Annotated in this window: 14 protein-coding genes; 9 read left to right on the forward strand and 5 right to left on the reverse strand. The window is 38.1% G+C overall.

Going from position 1 to position 18861, the window contains the following annotated elements; translation table 11 throughout:
• The first annotated feature begins 377 nt into the window (after positions 1-377).
• The 8 genes from pgi (at position 378) to galE (ending at position 10603) form a co-directional block, all read left to right on the forward strand.
• The gene (gene pgi, locus B6A32_RS05225) at positions 378-2024 is read left to right on the forward strand and encodes a glucose-6-phosphate isomerase (RefSeq protein WP_085301695.1); all 1647 of its coding nucleotides are present in this window, start codon (positions 378-380) and stop codon (positions 2022-2024) included.
• Between the two features lie 134 nt (positions 2025-2158).
• Positions 2159-3058: a sulfate adenylyltransferase subunit CysD gene (cysD, locus tag B6A32_RS05230; RefSeq protein ID WP_085301697.1), complete on the forward strand. Its 900-nt coding sequence runs from the start codon at positions 2159-2161 to the stop codon at positions 3056-3058.
• A gap of 315 nt (positions 3059-3373) precedes the next feature.
• On the forward strand, positions 3374-3709 hold the full coding sequence (locus B6A32_RS05235; RefSeq protein ID WP_085301699.1) for a four helix bundle protein: 336 nt from the start codon (positions 3374-3376) through the stop codon (positions 3707-3709).
• A gap of 124 nt (positions 3710-3833) precedes the next feature.
• Positions 3834-5258: a sulfate adenylyltransferase subunit CysN gene (cysN, locus tag B6A32_RS05240; protein WP_085301701.1), complete on the forward strand. Its 1425-nt coding sequence runs from the start codon at positions 3834-3836 to the stop codon at positions 5256-5258.
• A 201-nt stretch (positions 5259-5459) separates the two neighbouring features.
• A complete protein-coding gene (locus tag B6A32_RS05245) occupies positions 5460-7187 on the forward strand; it encodes an SLC13 family permease (protein ID WP_085301703.1) in 1728 nt (575 codons plus the stop codon).
• A gap of 305 nt (positions 7188-7492) precedes the next feature.
• Positions 7493-8095 carry an adenylyl-sulfate kinase gene (gene cysC, locus B6A32_RS05250; RefSeq protein WP_085301705.1) on the forward strand — a complete coding sequence of 201 codons (603 nt, stop codon included), beginning with the start codon at positions 7493-7495 and terminating at the stop codon, positions 8093-8095.
• 491 nt (positions 8096-8586) lie between these two features.
• Entirely contained in the window at positions 8587-9543 is a 957-nt protein-coding gene (locus tag B6A32_RS05255; protein ID WP_085301707.1) for a DHHA1 domain-containing protein, read from the forward strand.
• Positions 9544-9592: 49 nt separating this feature from the next.
• On the forward strand, positions 9593-10603 hold the full coding sequence (gene galE, locus B6A32_RS05260; protein WP_085301709.1) for a UDP-glucose 4-epimerase GalE: 1011 nt from the start codon (positions 9593-9595) through the stop codon (positions 10601-10603).
• 242 nt (positions 10604-10845) lie between these two features.
• On the opposite strand, the gene B6A32_RS05265 is transcribed toward galE, so the two are convergent.
• Positions 10846-12066 carry an EAL and HDOD domain-containing protein gene (locus tag B6A32_RS05265; protein WP_085301711.1) on the reverse strand — a complete coding sequence of 407 codons (1221 nt, stop codon included), beginning with the start codon at positions 12064-12066 and terminating at the stop codon, positions 10846-10848.
• A 253-nt stretch (positions 12067-12319) separates the two neighbouring features.
• On the opposite strand from B6A32_RS05265, the gene putP reads away from it, so the two are divergent.
• Entirely contained in the window at positions 12320-13804 is a 1485-nt protein-coding gene (gene putP, locus B6A32_RS05270) for a sodium/proline symporter PutP (RefSeq protein ID WP_085301713.1), read from the forward strand.
• A gap of 124 nt (positions 13805-13928) precedes the next feature.
• On the opposite strand, the gene B6A32_RS05275 is transcribed toward putP, so the two are convergent.
• From B6A32_RS05275 to B6A32_RS05290, 4 genes are all read right to left on the reverse strand, one after another.
• Entirely contained in the window at positions 13929-14642 is a 714-nt protein-coding gene (locus tag B6A32_RS05275; protein WP_085301715.1) for a DUF3379 family protein, read from the reverse strand.
• The gene (locus B6A32_RS05280; RefSeq protein ID WP_408607662.1) at positions 14635-15150 is read right to left on the reverse strand and encodes a sigma-70 family RNA polymerase sigma factor; all 516 of its coding nucleotides are present in this window, start codon (positions 15148-15150) and stop codon (positions 14635-14637) included. Before B6A32_RS05280 ends, B6A32_RS05275 begins: the two co-directional genes overlap by 8 nt.
• A 178-nt stretch (positions 15151-15328) precedes the next feature.
• Positions 15329-16993, reverse strand: a complete 1665-nt coding sequence (locus tag B6A32_RS05285; protein WP_233131325.1) for a BatD family protein — start codon at positions 16991-16993, stop codon at positions 15329-15331.
• Positions 16987-18861, reverse strand: coding sequence for a vWA domain-containing protein (locus B6A32_RS05290; RefSeq protein WP_085301721.1), 1875 nt, complete (start codon positions 18859-18861; stop codon positions 16987-16989). The genes B6A32_RS05285 and B6A32_RS05290 overlap by 7 nt, the downstream gene beginning before the upstream one ends.

Here is an 18861-nt window from a genome sequence, read left to right on the forward strand (position 1 = left end):
TCTCCCTGTGAGATATTTTTATTTTTTTACAGGGAGGAGTGAATGAGAAGTTAATGAGGTAGGGCTTTAGGTATTTTAAACTTTCTATGTTTATTGGTGTTTACCTCATGTAGTCCTCCTTGTTTTCTCCCTGTGAGATTTTTTTTACAGGGAGGAGTGAATGAGAAGTTAATGAGGTAGGGCTTTAGGTATTTCAAACATTCTATGTTTATTAGTGTTTACCTCCTTTAGTCCACCTTATTTCCTCCTTGTAATATTTGTTAGTTGTTTGGTTTTTGTTATCGCATCTAACTAAAGGCTAAGAACTGAAGCCAGGCTTTAAAGTTATTAGTGTGCATTAGCATAATTTTTATTTATCATTTTTTAAGTGCAGGAATATGGACGTTACCAATTTATCTCAATTTACAGAACAAGCCTTAACTCGTAGTATTTTTTCATTATTCGAAGATCGTACTCGAAGTGAAAACTATACTGTTTCGGCGGCAGGTTTATTCTTAGATTATGCTAAGCAAAATATTATTGATAGTGAGCTTGCGCCATTATTTACCTTAGCTAAGCAAACCGGGCTTGCGGAGAAAATATCAGCGCAATTTTCCGGTGAGCAATTAAACTCTACCGAGCAGCGTGCTGTATTGCATACTGTATTACGCGCACCTGATAAAATCAAAGTAGATGTATTGGGTGAGCAAGCCGAAGAAGTTATTAATACTGAAGCTAAAATGGCGACGATTGTTGATGATATTCAATCAGGCAAGGTTTGTTCAGTGACTGGTGAGAAGTTTACCGATATTTTAGCCATAGGTATTGGCGGATCTTATTACGGCGTTAAAGTGGCTTTGTCAGCACTGGTTCCTTATCATCAAAAAGGCTTGAAAGCTCATGTGTTAGCGAATGTTGACGGTGATGCTGCGCAAGAGAAGTTTGCTAAACTCAATGCCTCAACCACCCTTGTGGTGGTCATCTCTAAAACCTTCTCTACTCAAGAAACTTTGCTTAATGCCACCATAGTAAAAGCTTGGATGCTAGATGCTTTAGCTGATAGCGGTACATCACCTGCTGATATTATTGCTAACCATTGGTATGCGGTAAGTACCAATGTTAAAGCGGCAACTGAATTTGGTATTGATGAAAACAATATTCTTCCTATGTGGGATTGGGTTGGTGGTAGGTTCTCTTTATGGTCAGCGGTAGGTTTACCACTTGCTTTGATTATTGGTAATACGCATTTTAATGCCTTAAAAGCTGGCGCGCATGCGATGGACGAGCATTTTAAGCATGCCGACTTTGAGCAGAATATGCCGGTAATTATGGCCTTGTTGGGGATTTGGAATCGTAACGGCTTAGGCTACCCAAGTTTAGCTATTTTACCTTACAACCATGCACTTAGAGCTTTACCTGGTTATTTACAACAAACGGATATGGAAAGTAATGGTAAGTCTGTTTCTATTGATGGGCAAACGCTGAATTACTTAACTGCTCCGGTTGTTTTCGGCCAGGAAGGTACCAATGGTCAACATGCCTTTATGCAATTAATGCATCAAAGTGCTGATATTATTCCTACTGATTTTATTTTATCTTTAGCACCTACCAGTAAGCATTTGGCTAATCATGACGCTCTAGTGGCAAACTGTTTTGCGCAAAGTGAAGCATTAATGCAGGGTAAAACCTTAGCACAAGCAAAAACAGAGTTACTCAATGCCGGCGTAAATGAAGCTCAAGCCAATAGATTAGCCGCACATAAAACCATGAAAGGTAATACTCCAAGTAATACACTTTTAATGGAGCGATTAGACCCACATTCACTTGGTGCATTACTAGCGCTGTATGAGCATAAAATTTTTGTTCAAGGCGTAATATGGCAAGTTAATTCTTACGACCAGTGGGGCGTAGAATTAGGTAAGCAGCTAGGTAATGAAGTACTTAACGTTATGTCGCATCCTATGGCGGAAATTGAAAGTGAAAAGCTTTCTTCATCGTCGCTGGGGTTGATACGCCGTTATAAAGATAACCTGAATAAAGTTTAGTTCTGATCTTTACGGAATATCACGCAAGTGGTTATACTTTTTTGATATAAACAAGCTTTTACTTATATGGATAAGGCCGAAAGGCTGTGGCATTATATTACTCAATAATATTATGCCACCATTAGTGAACAGCAATGCATTTAACCCATTTACAAAAGCTAGAAGCCGAATCTATTCACATTATTCGAGAAGTTGCCGCAGAGTTTGATAACCCTGTGATGCTTTACTCGGTTGGAAAAGACTCAGCCGTTCTTCTTCATCTTGCTCGAAAAGCCTTTGCACCTGGAAAAATACCTTTTCCATTATTGCACGTTGATACCAATTGGAAATTCAAAGAAATGATCGCGTTTCGTGATCAAATGGCTAAAGAATATGGCTTTGACTTACTGGTACATAAAAATCCAGAAGGCATGGCAATGAATATTAGTCCTTTTGAACATGGTAGTGCAAAGCATACTGATGTAATGAAAACGCAAGGATTAAAACAAGCCCTTGACCAATATGGCTTTGATGCCGCATTTGGCGGTGCACGTCGTGACGAAGAAAAGTCTCGTGCTAAAGAGCGTGTGTATTCATTCCGCGATAAAAACCATCGCTGGGATCCTAAGCGCCAACGTCCAGAACTGTGGAATATATATAACGGTAAAGTTAACAAAGGCGAAAGTATTCGTGTATTTCCTTTGTCGAACTGGACTGAGCTTGATATTTGGCAATATATCTACCTTGAAGGTATTAAAATTGTACCACTATATTTAGCGGAAAAACGCCCTGTAGTTGAGCGCGATGGTAGCTTAATTATGGTTGATGACGAACGTATGCCAATTGGTGAAGATGAAGTAGTACAAATGAAAAGTGTACGCTTTAGAACCTTAGGTTGCTACCCATTAACCGGCGCTGTTGAGTCAACCGCAGCAACATTACCTGAAATTATTCAAGAAATGCTATTAACTAAAACTTCTGAGCGCCAAGGCCGTGTGATAGATCACGACTCTTCTGGCTCAATGGAGAAGAAAAAAATGGAAGGTTATTTTTAAGACAACCTAGCTATCAGTTTTAAGCTATCAGTTTTAAGCTGTCAGTTTTAAGCTATCAGTTTTAAGCTATCAGTTTTAAGCTGTCAGCTGTCAGTAAAAACAAGTGCCATACTAATGTTTTTGATTTTACTGATAGCTATAATCTTAGAGCTATATTAATGGTTTTGATTTTACTAATAGCTCTAAACTGAAAGCTTACAGCTATACTAATGGTTTTGATTTTACTGATAGCTCTAAACTGAAAGCTTACAGCTATGTTTTAAAGCTATGTTTTAAAGCTATGTTTTAAAGCTATGTTTTTAACAGGGATTTGTTATGAACTTTGAAAAGTTAGAGGTATGGAAAAGAGCAGCTAGATTGTCGGCGGATATCTATAAGCAGACCAGTGCTTTGCGTGATTTTGGTTTTAGAGATCAAATAACCCGTTCAGGCTTATCTGTTCCAAGTAATATTGCAGAGGGAATGACTAGAGAGACGCCAAAAGATAAGCGTCACTTTATTACTATCTCTCGCTCTTCTTTGGCAGAGCTTAGAACACAAATTTATATTGGTATCGAGATTGGCTATTTACCTAAAGTTAAAAGCCGATACTGGATTAAAGAAACAGAAGAGTTATCAGCCATGCTAACAGGACTGCGAAACTCGATTTAGAGAAGCTATCAGCTATCAGTACAAGAAAAGCGACTAGGTTGGTGTTTTTTGGGTTTTACTGACAGCTTAAAACTGACAGCTTACAGCTATTTTACTGGTAGCTTATACGTATTTAGGAATAAAGATGATTGATTCACCTGAGAAAAATTTAGTAGAAAATGGCTTGTTAGAAACAGATATTGAAGCTTACTTAAAGCAGCATGAAAACAAAGAGATGGTGCGCTTTTTTACTTGTGGTAGCGTTGATGACGGTAAAAGTACCTTAATTGGCCGTTTATTACATGATTCTAAAATGATCTTTGAAGATCAATTAGCCGCGATTAAAAACGACAGTAAAAAGTCAGGCACTACCGGTGAAGCTGTTGATTTAGCTTTACTTGTTGATGGTTTGCAGTCTGAGCGCGAGCAGGGCATTACCATTGATGTGGCTTATCGTTACTTTGCTACAGACAAACGTAAGTTTATTATTGCTGATACTCCAGGCCATGAAGAATATACCCGTAATATGGCTACCGGTGCTTCAACTTGTGATCTGGCTATAATTTTGATCGATGCTCGACATGGTGTGCAAGTGCAAACACGTCGTCATTCATTTATTTGTTCATTGTTAGGCATTAAGCATGTTTTAGTTGCTGTTAACAAAATGGATTTAGTTGATTACAGCCAAGACCGTTATCAAGAGATTAAAAAAGACTATCGTAATTTTGCCGATGATTTGGCATTTGAAGATGTACGCTTTGTACCAATTTCAGCTTTAAATGGCGATAATGTTGTTGAAGAAAGTAACAAGATGTCTTGGTACCCAGGTGCCACATTAATGAAGTTACTCAATACGATTCAGGTTGATGACAAAAAAGACTTCACGCAATTTAGATTCCAAGTTCAGTATGTTAATCGCCCTAACTTAAACTTTAGAGGTTTTGCTGGCACTGTTGGCTCAGGTCATATTCGTGTTGGCGATGAAATAGTTGCTCTGCCTTCGGGTAAAGAAAGCAAGATAAAATCTATTGTTACTTTTGAAGGCGATATTAAGCGTGCAGACCAAGGCATGGCGGTTACCTTAACGCTTGAAAATGAAATTGATATCAGCCGCGGCGAAATGATCGTTAAAAAAGGTAGTGTTCCTGCTTCTTCAAAAGAGCTTAGTGCCACTATTGTTTGGATGCATGAAAATGAACTTGAACCAGGTCGTGAGTATTACATTAAACATGGTAGTAAGTTAACGACTGGCCATGCTATAAAAATTGATCACCGTATTGACGTGAATACCTTAGAGAAATTTGATGTTGACCAATTAGCGCTAAACGAAATTGGTGTTGCTCACTTAGAAGTTTCAGAAGCCTTACATTTCGATGCATATGGTGATAACAAAGCAACAGGCGCATTTATTATTATTGATAGAATGAGTAATGTTACTGTTGGTGCTGGCATGATCAACGGCGCCCTTGAAGAGCAACAAGAGCACCAGTACTCAGAGTTTGAGAAAGAGTTGAATATTTTAGTTCGTAAACACTTTCCACACTGGGGCGCTCGCGACTTACTGAAGTAACACAAAGCTGTCAGTAACACAAAGCTGTCAGTAACACAAAGCTGTAAGTTTTGAGCTGTCAGCTGTCAGTTAAAAGAAAAGCTGTCAGTTTCGAGCTGTCAGCTGTCAGTAAAAGAAGAAAGTAAAGTTATAAGTTTTAAGCTTACAGCTGTTTCCTGTTTTTTACTGACAGCTTAAAGCTCTGTCTTCTAGGTTTATATTATGTTGTTTATGCAGTGGCTTTTGGTCGCAATATTTGTTTTAACACTTGTTGGGCTTGTTTTATTCCCTAATAAACCTGAACGTGTTTTTGGTAGTACAACGTTATTGTGTTTAGCTGCGTCATTTGTAAGTACTGACGACATTTTAAGTAACGCTGTTAATCCTGGTTTAGTTACATTGTTATTATTGGTGCTATGTTCTTTTGCTTATGAACGCACCAGCATTATCAGGCGAATTTCATCTTTAATGCTAAATGGCAAAGTAAAAACTGCAAGTTTACGCACCCTGAGTTTTACTGCCTTAAGTTCTGCATTAATTAGTAATACTGCCGTTGTTGCAACATTAATTTCAGTTGTTAAAAAAAATACGGTCGTTAATCCCGGTAAGTTATTATTACCCTTATCTTTTGCCGCTATTCTCGGTGGTACTTTAACTTTAATAGGCACTTCTACTAACTTAATTGTTAACTCTTTATGGCTTGAGCAAGGCCGAGAAAGTTTGGGCTTCTTCGATTTTACCTTGATTGGTGGTGCAGCACTTTTCGCGTGTTTACTGGTTATATTATTGCGCCAAAATAGTTTGGCAGATATGCCTAATGATCAGTTAGAAGTAAAAGAGTACTTAGTTGAGGCACAAGTAAAACCCAACTCTAAACTTATAGGTAAAAGTATAGAGGCAAATGGTTTAAGAAACTTAGACACACTATTTTTAGTTGAATTAGTGCGCGATGGCCGACTTATTTCTCCAGTAACACCAGATGAGGTTATACAGCCACAAGATCGATTAATTTTCAGTGGTGATGTTAGCAAGGTCTTAGTGCTTCAACAATTTGATGGTTTAACTCTTTTTGCTGAGCTTGATGGCTTACTGCGTGAAAACTTAACAGAAGTATTAATTAAGCCCGATTCTGCCATTGTAGGTGAAACCTTAAAAACCGCAGGCTTTCGTGCAAGGTTTGATGCTGCTGTGGTGGCAATTCGACGAGAAGGCACCTCACTTTCAGGTAAGTTAGGCGAAATTACCGTACAAGCGGGCGATTTTTTAGTCTTGGCTGCCGGCCCAGACTTTTGTGCTCGTACTAATTTAACCAAAAACTTTTATATTCTATCAGGCCATAAACCCGACAATATGTTGTCAGGTTGGCGCGACTCGTTGGCTATTTTTGGCTTTATTATCGCCATTGCTATTACTATGTTTACTAGTATTAGCTTATTAGCGAGTTTAATGTTTTACCTTGCGGTGTTAATTTTATCTGACTGTTTAAGTGTTAATGAGATCAAACGTCGTTTTCCAATTGAAATATGGTTAATTGTTTTAGGGGCTTTAACTTTAGCGCAAGCATTTGAACATAGCGGTGTCGCGGCTATTTTTGCCAATGAAATTGAACAACTGCTTGAAGGAAAGAGCGCTTTAATTGCGCTAGTAGTGATATTTTTTATTACTTTATTATTAACTGAAGTGATCACCAATAGCGCTGCTGCTGCTTTAGTATTTCCAGTGGCGTATAATATTGCGATTGGTTTAGGTGTTGATCCCCTACCTTTAGTTATGGCGGTTGCCTTTGGTGCTAGCGGCAGTTTTATAAGCCCTTACGGTTATCAAACCAATATTATGGTATTTAATGCCGGAAATTATAAAGTAGCTGACTTTATTAAATTTGGTTGGCCAATAACACTGACTTATAGTGTTGTAGTGTTATTGTTATTACCGAATGTTTTTCCGTTTTAGAGAAAAATAAGTTTAAGAGAAGTTTAAAGCTGTCAGCTGTCAGATAAAAGATAAAAGAAAAAAATAAAAATCAGTTGGGAGCTTGTTTGTTGTTTTACTGACAGCTTCGAACTGACAGCTATTGGTTTAAGAGAAGTTTAAAGCTGTCAGCTATCAGTTAAAAGATAAAAGAAAAAAGAAAAAAAATAAAAATCAGTTGGGTGTTTGTTTGTAGTTTTTACTGACAGCTTCGAACTGACAGCTTATAGCTATGTATTCTCTGACAGCTTTGTTCTAATTTTTTCGATTCAATTATTAGGAATAATATGAAAACTGAAAACACTGTTTGGCACACTCAACAAGTGAGCAAAACACAACGTGCTGAATTGAAGCAGCAAAAATCTTGTTTGTTATGGTATACCGGCCTTAGTGGTTCAGGTAAATCTACTATTGCTAATGCGGTAGACGCTTTGTTGTTTCAGCGCCAATGTCATAGTTATTTACTTGATGGCGATAATGTTCGCCATGGTCTCAATGGCGACTTAGGCTTTAGTGATGAAGACAGAGTTGAAAATATTCGTCGTATTAGTGAAGTAGCGCAACTATTTGTTGATGCTGGATTAATTGTATCAACCGCGTTTATTTCGCCTTTTGCTGCTGATCGAGCAATGGCTGCAGCTAAGCTTAGTGCTGGCGAGTTTATTGAGGTATTTATTGATACCCCAATTGCCATTTGCGAACAACGTGATCCTAAAGGCTTATACAAAAAAGCGCGTGCTGGCGAAATTAAAGACTTCACCGGAATAGATTCAACCTACGAAGCACCTGAAAACCCCACGATTCATATAGATACTAGCGATAAAAGTATTGAACAATGTGCCCAGCAAGTCGTTGATTACCTGATTGAACATGGGTTTATTAAAAAATAACTATCAGTAAAAAAAGTGAAGCTATAAGTTTTAAGCTGTCAGTAAAAGAAAAAAAAAGCTATAAGTTTTAAGCTGTCAGCTGTCAGCTGTCAGTAACTGAAATGTTAGTTTAGAAGAAGTTTTATGTTCTTAGTTCGACTTTAGTTTTTGATTTTGGAGTTTTGCTTGGTTTTGCTTGGTTTTGATTAGCTGTATTGACAGCTAATAACTTACAGCTTTTCTTTGTTTGGCTTTACTGAAAGCTGACAGCTAATAACTGACAGCTTTTCTTTGTTTAGTTTTACTGAAAGCTGACAGCTAATAACTTACAGCTTTTCTTTGTTTAGTTTTACTGAAAGCTGACAGCTAATAACTTACAGCTTTTCTGTGTTTGGTTTTCCTGAAAGCTGACAGCTAATAACTTACAGCTTTTCTTTGTTTGATTTTACTGAAAGCTGACAGCTTAAAACTTAAAACTTAAAGCTTCCCTTATATTTAAAGGAGATTTCTAAATGCATTATGATGTGTTTAATGGTGATGCCGATGGCATTATCGCTTTGTTACAATTACGTTTGGCTGAGCCTAGGGTTTCGAAGTTAATTACTGGCGTTAAACGTGATATTCAGTTATTGCAACAAGTGCCTGCTAACCTTGCTACTTCGGTTACTGTGTTAGATATATCGATGGAAAAAAACCTTGCAGCTTTAGCTGGCTTGCTGGCGCAAGAAATAGATGTTCTTTATATTGACCATCATCGCACGGGCTTAGTACCTAACTCTGAACATTTAACCGAAATTATTGATACCGACGCTAATACTTGTACAAGTTTATTGGTTAATCAACACCTTGCTGGTCAATATGCGCTTTGGGCGATTGTTGCTGCATTTGGCGATAACATGTTAAAGGCTGCTGAGCAGTTATCTCAGCAAGCGGGTTTGTCAGCGAAAGAGCAAGATCAATTGAAAGCTTTAGGCATATATATTAACTATAACGGTTACGGTCGCACGGTAGACGATTTACATATTGCGCCAGATGCTTTATTCACTACCTTACTTAACTACCCTGATCCTTTCACTTTAATTAATGAAGCTAATTCAATATTTACCTTACTTGAAGAAGCTTACTTAAGTGATATGACACAAGCTAAACAAGCGAACATTTTACATGATGATGAAACCTTGCAGGTTATTGAGCTTGAAGATGCACCTTGGTCGCGCCGAGTGAGTGGTGTATATGGTAATGAATTAGCGAATCAAAATCCTGATAAGGCCCATGCCGTATTTACGTTAAACTTAGATAACACTTATACGGTTAGCCTACGCGCTCCTATTAATAATAAAGTTGGTGCCGGCGAGCTTTGCGCTCAGTTTGAAACGGGCGGTGGCAGGGCTGCCGCGGCTGGAGTAAACCAATTGCCGAAAGAAAAACTTGGTAACTTCATTGCGTTAGTGTCAAAATATTATCAATAAATGATGAATTTTTAAAATATTGACTGAATAAATTTATAAGGAATTAATAATGAGTTTGTTGATCACCGGTGGTACTGGTTTTATTGGCAGTCACACAGTTGTTGAATTACTGGCACTAGATAAAGATATTGTTATTGTAGATAACTTATCAAACTCTTCTACGTTAGTGCTTGATAGAATTAAGCAAATTACAGGGAAAACCGTAACATTTATTCAAGCAGATATTTGTGATCGTGAAGCTTTAACTCAGGTGTTTGAGCAGCATAATATTGAAGCGGTTGTACACTTTGCGGGTTTAAAAGCGGTAGGTGAGTCGAGTGAAATACCATTAAGTTATTATCATAATAATGTTTCTGGTTCTGTAACTCTGTTGCAAGTAATGGCTGAGCAGAATGTTAAAAACTTAGTCTTTAGTTCATCAGCCACGGTTTACGGCGAAAACAACCCATCGCCACTTGATGAAACTATGCCAACCTCTGCAACTAACCCTTATGGCCAAACTAAACTCATGATAGAAAATATTCTGTTTGATTTGGCACGTAGTGATGAGGAATGGTCTATTGCTTGTTTACGTTACTTTAACCCTATTGGTGCGCACAACTCTGGCCTGATTGGTGAAAATCCCAATGGTATTCCAAATAACTTATTACCTTATGTGTCACAAGTTGCTGTTGGTCGTTTAGCTAAGTTACAAATCTTTGGTGATGATTATCAAACCGTCGATGGTACCGGTGTTAGAGACTACATTCATGTGGTTGATTTAGCCCAAGGCCATGTAAAGGCGCTTGAAAAGTTAACTGAGATTAAAGGCTGCGTTCCGATTAACTTAGGTACAGGTAACGGCACCTCGGTTTTAGAAATAGTGAACACTTTTAAAGAGATTTCTGGACAAGATATTCCATATAGCATTGCACCAAGGCGCGCCGGTGATATTGCCACGGTTTATGCCGATGCTACTGTTGCTAACACTTTACTAAATTGGCATGCAGAACGTGATTTAGCTACCATGATAGCCGATACATGGCGCTGGCAGTCACAAAACCCGAATGGCTTTGAGTAACATAAAGCATTGGTCATTTGTTTATCATTTGTGCTCTGGCTTACTTTTGGTTGTTCGTTCGATTAAGTTTTAGCTTTATTGATGTTAATAACTTTATGTTATTAGTAACTTAACAAATACGCTCGCATTAAATAACCGCTTTTATAAAATAAAAAAACCTAATATTTTCATATTAGGTTTTTTATTGCCCTTTAATTAAGAGGCAGTACTACTTAACCAGAGTTCAGGTTATTTAGTATCGACTAATCATTGGCTATGGTTTGTTCATCAGCCCAAGCAATGGCTTCATTATAGTGTTTAAGTACGCTTGCCTTTTCTAACCCAAGCCTTTTCATAATAACAGCGGTTTTAGACCATTCAGCGCGCTCAATAAATTCTAGCAGCATAATTAGCGCTGCCATATCGCCTTTGCGGGTTAATAAAGTGTCTTTAATTTCTTGGGCAAGAGGTAGTTTAGATAAAATACTTTCTAAGTCTTCATCGACTATGGCGTCTATTAACGAAAGCAAGCCGGTTAAAAAGGCTATGGCTTGATCTATTGGTGAATTAACTTCTTTAGCCATTAAATCACAAAATTTTGCCCGGGCCATAGCTGAGTTGATAAGCTCAGAGGGTTTTTCTGGGTTGATATTCGCCGCAAACATTAAACCTAGGAATCTTTTTAATTCAGCAGAGCCCAAAGTAACTAATGCTTGTTTTATGGTTGAAATTTCAGCTCTGCGTTTGAATATAGCTGAATTTGCGTAACGCAATAATTTATAAGATAAAGTGACATCATGTTCGAAAACTGCGGTTATATTGGCTAAATCTACTTCAGTTTTTGATGTTTCATAAAGTAATTCGGCCATGGCGATTTGCGATGGTGATAAATTTTTGGTTTTAACCATTTCAGGTTTAGCAAAGAAAAAGCCTTGAAATAGTTCAAAACCTAGTTCTAACGCTTGGTTATACTGCTCATAAGTTTCAACTTTCTCTGCCAATAATTTTATATGCGGAAAGTTTTCTATTGCCACTTTAATTTCTTTAATTGTTTCAACGCTAGTAGTTTGCCAATCGACTTTAATGATATGCACGAAAGGGTAAAAATGCTGCCAAACCGTTTGATGAATATAATCATCTAATGCGATGGTATAGCCTTTTTGGTGTAAATCTTTACATATGGCTAATAGTTTTTTTCCAGGTTTAACCGTTTCTAATATTTCTACCACTAACTCGTCTGTGGTTAAGGTTTCAGGGTAACCTTTAATTAGGGTTTCTAAAGTGAAATTAATGAAAGCAGGTTTGTTACCTGTAAATTCACTGATGCCAAGGTTGAAATTACTGGCTTCGATCATTTTTGTTGTAGCTTCATCACCATCAATGCCAGGGAAGACATTTACTATGCTATCGCGAAAAAGAAGCTCATAGGCAAATAGATTTTTATCTCTATCTAGGATGGGTTGCCTAGCTGCATAAAAGTACATACAAATTCCTAATTAATCCGATGTTATAACAGATAATTTTATTATTTTAACTTAGTATTACTGTTCGGCAAAATTGATTTGCACATTACCTTACTTATTTATAACACAAATAATTGTGAATACTCACGAAAAAACATGGAAACAGCTATTAAGTAAGCATATTATTGTTGTTCAGGTTTAATGCCAAACGTATTTTGAACCCTTAAATTAAAAATAGTTTAGTACGTTTGGTAGCATGTTTTTTGGAGGTTAGATGGCTGTAGGAACAATGATTTCATTGGCACTATATTTTGCTGTAATGTTAGGAATAGGTTTATACGCGTTTAAAAAATCTACCAGTGATGTTTCTGGTTTTATGCTAGGAGGGCGTAGTTTAGGCCCTGGGGTTACCGCGCTTTCTGCTGGAGCCTCTGATATGAGTGGTTGGATGCTGATGGGCGTGCCAGGACTTATGTATACTGTAGGCTTAAGTAGTGTTTGGATTTCGCTTGGTTTAATTCTTGGTGCATATTTAAATTATCTTATTGTTGCCCCTAGATTAAGAACGTATACCGAGGTAGCAAACGACTCTATAACTCTTCCCGATTTTTTTGAAAATCGCTTTGCTGATAAATCTCGCGCACTTCGTATTACTTCCTCTATTGTTATTATATTATTTTTTACCTTGTATACCTCTTCAGGTATTGTTGCTGGCGGTAAACTATTTGAAAGTTCTTTCGGATTAACGTATGAAGTTGGCCTTTATGTTACTGCAGGCGTTGTTGTTCTTTATACGCTATTTGGTGGTTTCTTAGCGGTAAGTATGACTGACTTTGTTCAGGGCTGTATTATGTTTGTAGCATTAGTGCTGGTGCCTTTTGTGGCGATATCAGACGTTGGTGGCACAGGCGAGATGTTAGCGACTATTGAGCAGTTAAACCCTGAATTTTTAGATGTTTTTAGTGGCGTAAGTTTTATTGCTATTGTTTCGGCTATGGCATGGGGACTCGGTTATTTTGGTCAACCCCATATTATTGTCCGTTTTATGGCTATTCGTTCGGTAGATGATTTACCTACGGCTAGAAGAATAGGCATGAGTTGGATGATTGTCGCTTTATTTGGCGCCATGGCAACCGGTTTTGCTGGTGTAGCTTATGTTGCTAAAATAGGGCTCGCAGTTAATGATGCTGAAACTATATTTATTTTATTAGGGCAAGTGTTGTTTCATCCCCTTATTGCTGGTTTTTTATTGGCAGCGATTTTAGCGGCAATTATGAGCACAATTTCTTCGCAACTATTGGTTACTTCTAGTTCATTGACTGGTGATTTTTATCAAGCGTTTTTAAATAAAAATGCCAGTGATAAACAGTTAGTGTTGGTGGGGCGTTTATCGGTAGCAGCAGTAGCACTTGTCGCTATATTTCTAGCCTACGACAGAGATAGCACAATATTAACTTTAGTGAGTAATGCTTGGGCTGGTTTTGGCGCAGCGTTCGGACCTTTAGTTATTATGAGCTTGTACTGGAAGAAAATGAATCGACATGGTGCGTTAGCCGGTATGTTAACAGGTGCTATTACCGTTTTAATATGGATTTATGCGCCAATAACAATTAACGGGCAACCTTTAAGTACTGTTATGTATGAAATTGTACCTGGCTTTATTATGGCCAGTATTGCGATTGTATTGGTAAGTAAAATAACGTCCAAAGAGCAGCCTGAAATTGAAGCACAATTTGATGAGGTTGCTGCTAAGCATTAATTTGGGACGAGCTGTAAGCTGTCAGTTTTAAGCTTTCAGTTTATATTAAAAAGCCATGACATTGTTGTCATGGCTTTTTTGATTGCGCTAGATGTAAATAGTCTATGTTAACTTTATAATCTAACTAAATTGACCAGGTAATACTTTTATTAACGCGTTCTTGCCATTGCGCTATTGGTTCGTCCTTATCGCCAACCACAATAATGTTAGAGTGGTTGAAGTGTAAAGAATTACCTTGAAGCTTGCTATTTTCAAAGTTAGCGACAAATTCAATGTCTTGATCATCAGGTAAAATGAAAACATTAACAGGACTCGACTTACCCTGAAAAACTAAATGTAGGCTTTTGTTGCCGTCAAAACGACAGTAATCAGCAAAAATTAGTGTGCCGAAAGTACTAGCAAAACTGCCCTTAAATGCAGACATTTTTTCGTTTAACGACGCTAATGTTACTTTTGGCTGGTCAGTATTAGAAAAGTGAGCAGCTTCGTGGTTAACATGCGCAATAGCATAATCAGCTAAATTCTTATAAGTATTTGAAAATAGCATAAAGTTAGCCGTTAACCCCATCACAAGTGCAACAGAGGCAGCCATGGCTAAACGTACACGGGTTTTGCCTTTTTGTTGCTGATGGCTAGCTAAGGTTTGGCGTAAAATTAATTTGTTTGCTAAATCTTCAGGCACAGGAATATTCATTGCCTGTGCAATTTTACTGTCTAGGCTTTCAGTTTCTTGTACAAATTTTTGCTTTGCCGGATCACTTTTTAAGGCGGCATTAATAGCATCGTCACGAGTTTTGGGATCGGCTAAAATGCTACGTCTAAATTGCAAATCATCCATTGTGTAGACCTCTTAATTTTGGCTCGTCGTCTACGGCCTCTTTCAATTGATTGCGAGCACGAAATAATCGTGTCATCACGGTATTTTTATTTAATGACAACAGGCTGGCAATTTCTTCACCACTAAAACCACCAATAACTTGTAAAACAAGCGGCTCACGGTACTCTTCAGGCATTTGAGCTATTTTTTCTCGTAGCCAGTGATTTTCAATTTCCTGTTCGTTGCTTGTTGCACCTACATCGGTAATCGTCGCTTCTTCGTATTCACTCATCTCGAATCGTTTGCGCTCAAAACGACGGGCATTTTCTCTGCGCAGAATAGTAATTAACCATGACTTAGCTGCTTTCTCGTCTTTCAACGAGTCAAGCGCGCGCCATGCACGTAAAAATGTTTCTTGCACTAGGTCTTCAGCAATGTGCTTATCGTGGCATAGCCAATAGGCATACCGATATAAATCTGCATGTAATGCTTTAACGAGTGCTTCGTATCTAACTTGTTTTGTCGCCATGTTGTAAGAGACCTGAGGCTTTGTCATTTTATTTCACACGAATACATATTTTTTAGATAAATAGATTATATCGTTAAAATACAAATTTAGTTAGTACTTAGGTTTGCAGAAAAATGACTATAAAAAAAGGAGTTATCGATGATAACTCCTTTCTTAGCCGTGCATGTATCTTGCAGGTTTAGGGGTTAAGGTTGAACTGAGCGCTTGTTGCCCCTGAGTTACCTTGCTTATTTATCTCTTGTATTGCATGCATTAAGTTTTTACCTGACCATTGACTAGGGTTTTTTCCATAATAACTTTGTTGCAATTCAATAATCGCGTTAGAGAGTACGGTGCTGTTAAAGTGCTCATGTAATGAGTCAAGGGTTGTTAATGCTTCGTTGTTTGTCGCTCGAGTTTGCGCCCATGGTAATAAATTTGCTAATGCTTGTTCGCCATTGTTTTGTTTACATGCGGCTAATAACGTGAGGTAAGGGGGATTTACTTTCTCGTTGGATTTGTTATTTGTTTTATCTGATAAAGAAGAACGTTTAGCAGAGATAAACCAAGCGAATAAGGTTAATAACCAAAGGCCAAGGAATAACCATTGTAGAAAGTTATTTTGTTGAATGACTACTTTTTCTATTACCGCTGGTGTACTGGTGTGCTCAATATTTGTGTTTGGTGGTTGTGGTGTCGCCACAGGAGCAATGTCTGCATTGGGTAATACTGTGATTGTTTGTGCTGCAATTTTTGTAATTTCTGCTTTATTGGTTACCGTATTCCACCATGGGATGGTTATTGCAGGTAACTGGTATTCGCCTGCTTGACTGGCAACAATGGCAAAGTTGATTACTTTTTGACTGACTAATCTTTCATTATTCAGGCCTGTATGAAGCTCAGCCTGATCAGGATAAACTTTTAATCCTTTTGGCACTTGCATGGTTATTTCAGGCAGTTGTTCTTCTGATAACCCCGCTGCGGTTAATGTAACTGTTCGCGTGATCGGTTCACCCACTTTAAATTGATCAGCTTGAGGTTGCCATTCTTGATGTAAGGCTAATAATTCGCTTGGTAACCATGCTCCAGTAACTTGTGCTGGAATAGCCTTGACCGTTAGTGCAATGTCATCGCCAACCACACTCACTGGCTTAGTATCTGCAAAACTTAAAAAGTTAGATCGCCTGGTTGATGGCATCATTATTTCGCCAGAAAAAATTGGTGATTTTAATATTACGTCACCACTCTTTTGTGGGCTAATGGCATATATGCGCTCGATAATACGGTAACGTTTGCCATTAATAATATTTTCTGACTCTTTATCTTTGCCAATTTGTAGAATATTGGCGCCTTCTAATGTGGGCTCCGTTAAACTGCCGCGCTTTAGCTCTGCTGCAAAGTGCAATTTAACGGTTAGGGTTATTTGCTGCTGCACAAAGAGTTCAGTAGAAGATACTTGTGCTGTAATAAATAAATCTTGTTGGTTGCTAGCCACTGATTTTTCAGCTGCTAATACGTTAATTTTAATCGCCTGACTTTTAACACCGTCAATGTCGAAGCTTGGTATAATTAATTCGCCGGTCTGTCGAGGTATTAATACTGTATTCCACGTTGTGGTGCGTGTGGTATTAAAATTCACCATGCTGGTTTGTGAGCTAACGGATGTGCGGCCAACAATAAAATCAGACAACAATGCTGAAGTATCTAGAGCGTTTCTGTCGATGTCATCATCAGCAGTAATCGTAAGTACTAAAGATTCATTGGTGATCACTGGGTTTTTATCAACCGATGCCGTGACTTTTGTTAACGCGTAGCTATGAAACGATAATAAAATAGCCATTAAAGAAATTATTACTCTTACCACTTTTTCTTAACTCCTACATTTCGGCGATCTTGATTACGCTTTTGATATTCTAATTGCATTTTGTTTCTGAGTAACATGTATGGGTCATCAGTTACTTTATTCAATAATTGCTGATGTTTTTGTTCGGTTTCTTTGGCTAACTGTTCAGCCAGTTGTTGTGCTTCAGCGCTTTGTGCCTCTTCTGTTGGCTCACTTTCTTGTGCTTGTTTAGTTTGTTGTGCATTTTGCTCTGGTTGTTGTTCTGACTGCTCTTTTTGTTCGGCATCAGTTTGCTCATGCTCTTGTTTTTGTTGTTCAGTATTTTTTTGCTCTGAAGACGGTTCTGATTCAGATGGATCGGTTGGCTCTGAACTTTGTTGACCCTGTTGATCACTTTGTTGCTGATCACCTTCTTTGTTTTGGTCACTTTGGCTTTGGTTATTTTGGCTGTCACCGTCTTGATCATTTTGTTCTTGGTCTTTGTTTTGATCTTGTTGATCGTTATCAGACTCTTGATCTTGATTTTCTTGTTGTTTTTTTAATTGCTCTAAAAGTGCTTTATTGTTTTTGGCATCGGTTAAGTTTGGTTCAAGCGCTAAGGCTTCATTGTAGGCGGCTATCGCTTCGTCGAATCTTTGTAATTTTGCTAACGTATTACCTTGGTTATAGAAGGCATCAGCAGTTTTTTCTTGTTGAAATGCCGCCAAGGCTTGCTCGTAATCTCCAGCTTTGTAGAAAGAACTTCCTTGCCACGATGGATTTTTAAAGGCTTCTGCGGCTTGCTGGTATTGCTCGTTACTAAAATGAGTTTGGCCTTGCTGATCTTTAGTTTTAAAAAGGTCTTGCCAAATATCGGCATAGGCATTGTTATTAGGCATTAGCATTAAAGCAAATGGTAGTGTTAGCATCAGAGCACCACGTCTGAAGTAACTTAACAGCAGAGGTAAAACCAACAGTAATAAATAGGGACCAAATTCCTGCCATTGATCGCCAGTATTTTCACTTTCTTTGGTGTTGTCGGTGTCAGCCATTAATGGTTTAAAGGTAAGTCGCTCTATATCGTTATTGTCATGGGTGAGGGTGGTGTAATTTCCTCTGCCGCGATTAGCTAAACCACGTAATGCTTGTACTGTGAGTTTAGGCACAATTATCGCGCCGTTATCGTCTTTCATTAACTCACCATTAGAGAGTTTGATAGGCGCACCTGTTTTTGTACCAACACCAAGAATATTGAGGCGATAAGGATGTTCGCGTGACCATTGGGTTATATCTTGAATGTCTATATTATCGATGCCATCGGTAAACCAATAAATATCACCACTGTTGTGCCCAGCATTGACTAACATTTCGTTAGCTAAAGCTAATGCTGCAAAAGGGTTGCTACCAAGCACGGGCATAAGCTCTGGGCTTAATGACGGTAAGAGTAGTTTTATATTATTACTGTCGTCTGTTAATGGGCTAATACTAAATGCGTCACCGGCATAAGCAATAAGTCCGATTTCGCCTTCTTTAATATTATCGAGCAAATCAATGGCTTTGTATCGTGCTCGTGTTAAACGATTTGGTGCAACGTCGGTCGAGTACATAGAGTAAGACATGTCCATGATCAACACCGAGCCTTGTGCAACTTGATAAACAGGTTGTGGCAATTTCTGCCAACTTGGTCCAGCCATGGCTATTATTGAGAGTAAGCCGATTAAAAAAGGCAGTACTAATGAGCTAGGTTTTGCTTTTGAGCTCCCTTGTACCAGCACTTTTGCTAAATGCGCTGGTAAAAATTGTTGCCAGCCAGATTGTCTAACACGTAGTTTTTTGAGCAAAAATAACATGAAAAATAATACGATAATGGCTAATAACCAAAGCGGACGAATAAAATGGAAGTCTGCCAT

It is taken from the genome of Colwellia polaris, assembly GCF_002104515.1.
Classification (GTDB): domain Bacteria; phylum Pseudomonadota; class Gammaproteobacteria; order Enterobacterales; family Alteromonadaceae; genus Cognaticolwellia; species Cognaticolwellia polaris.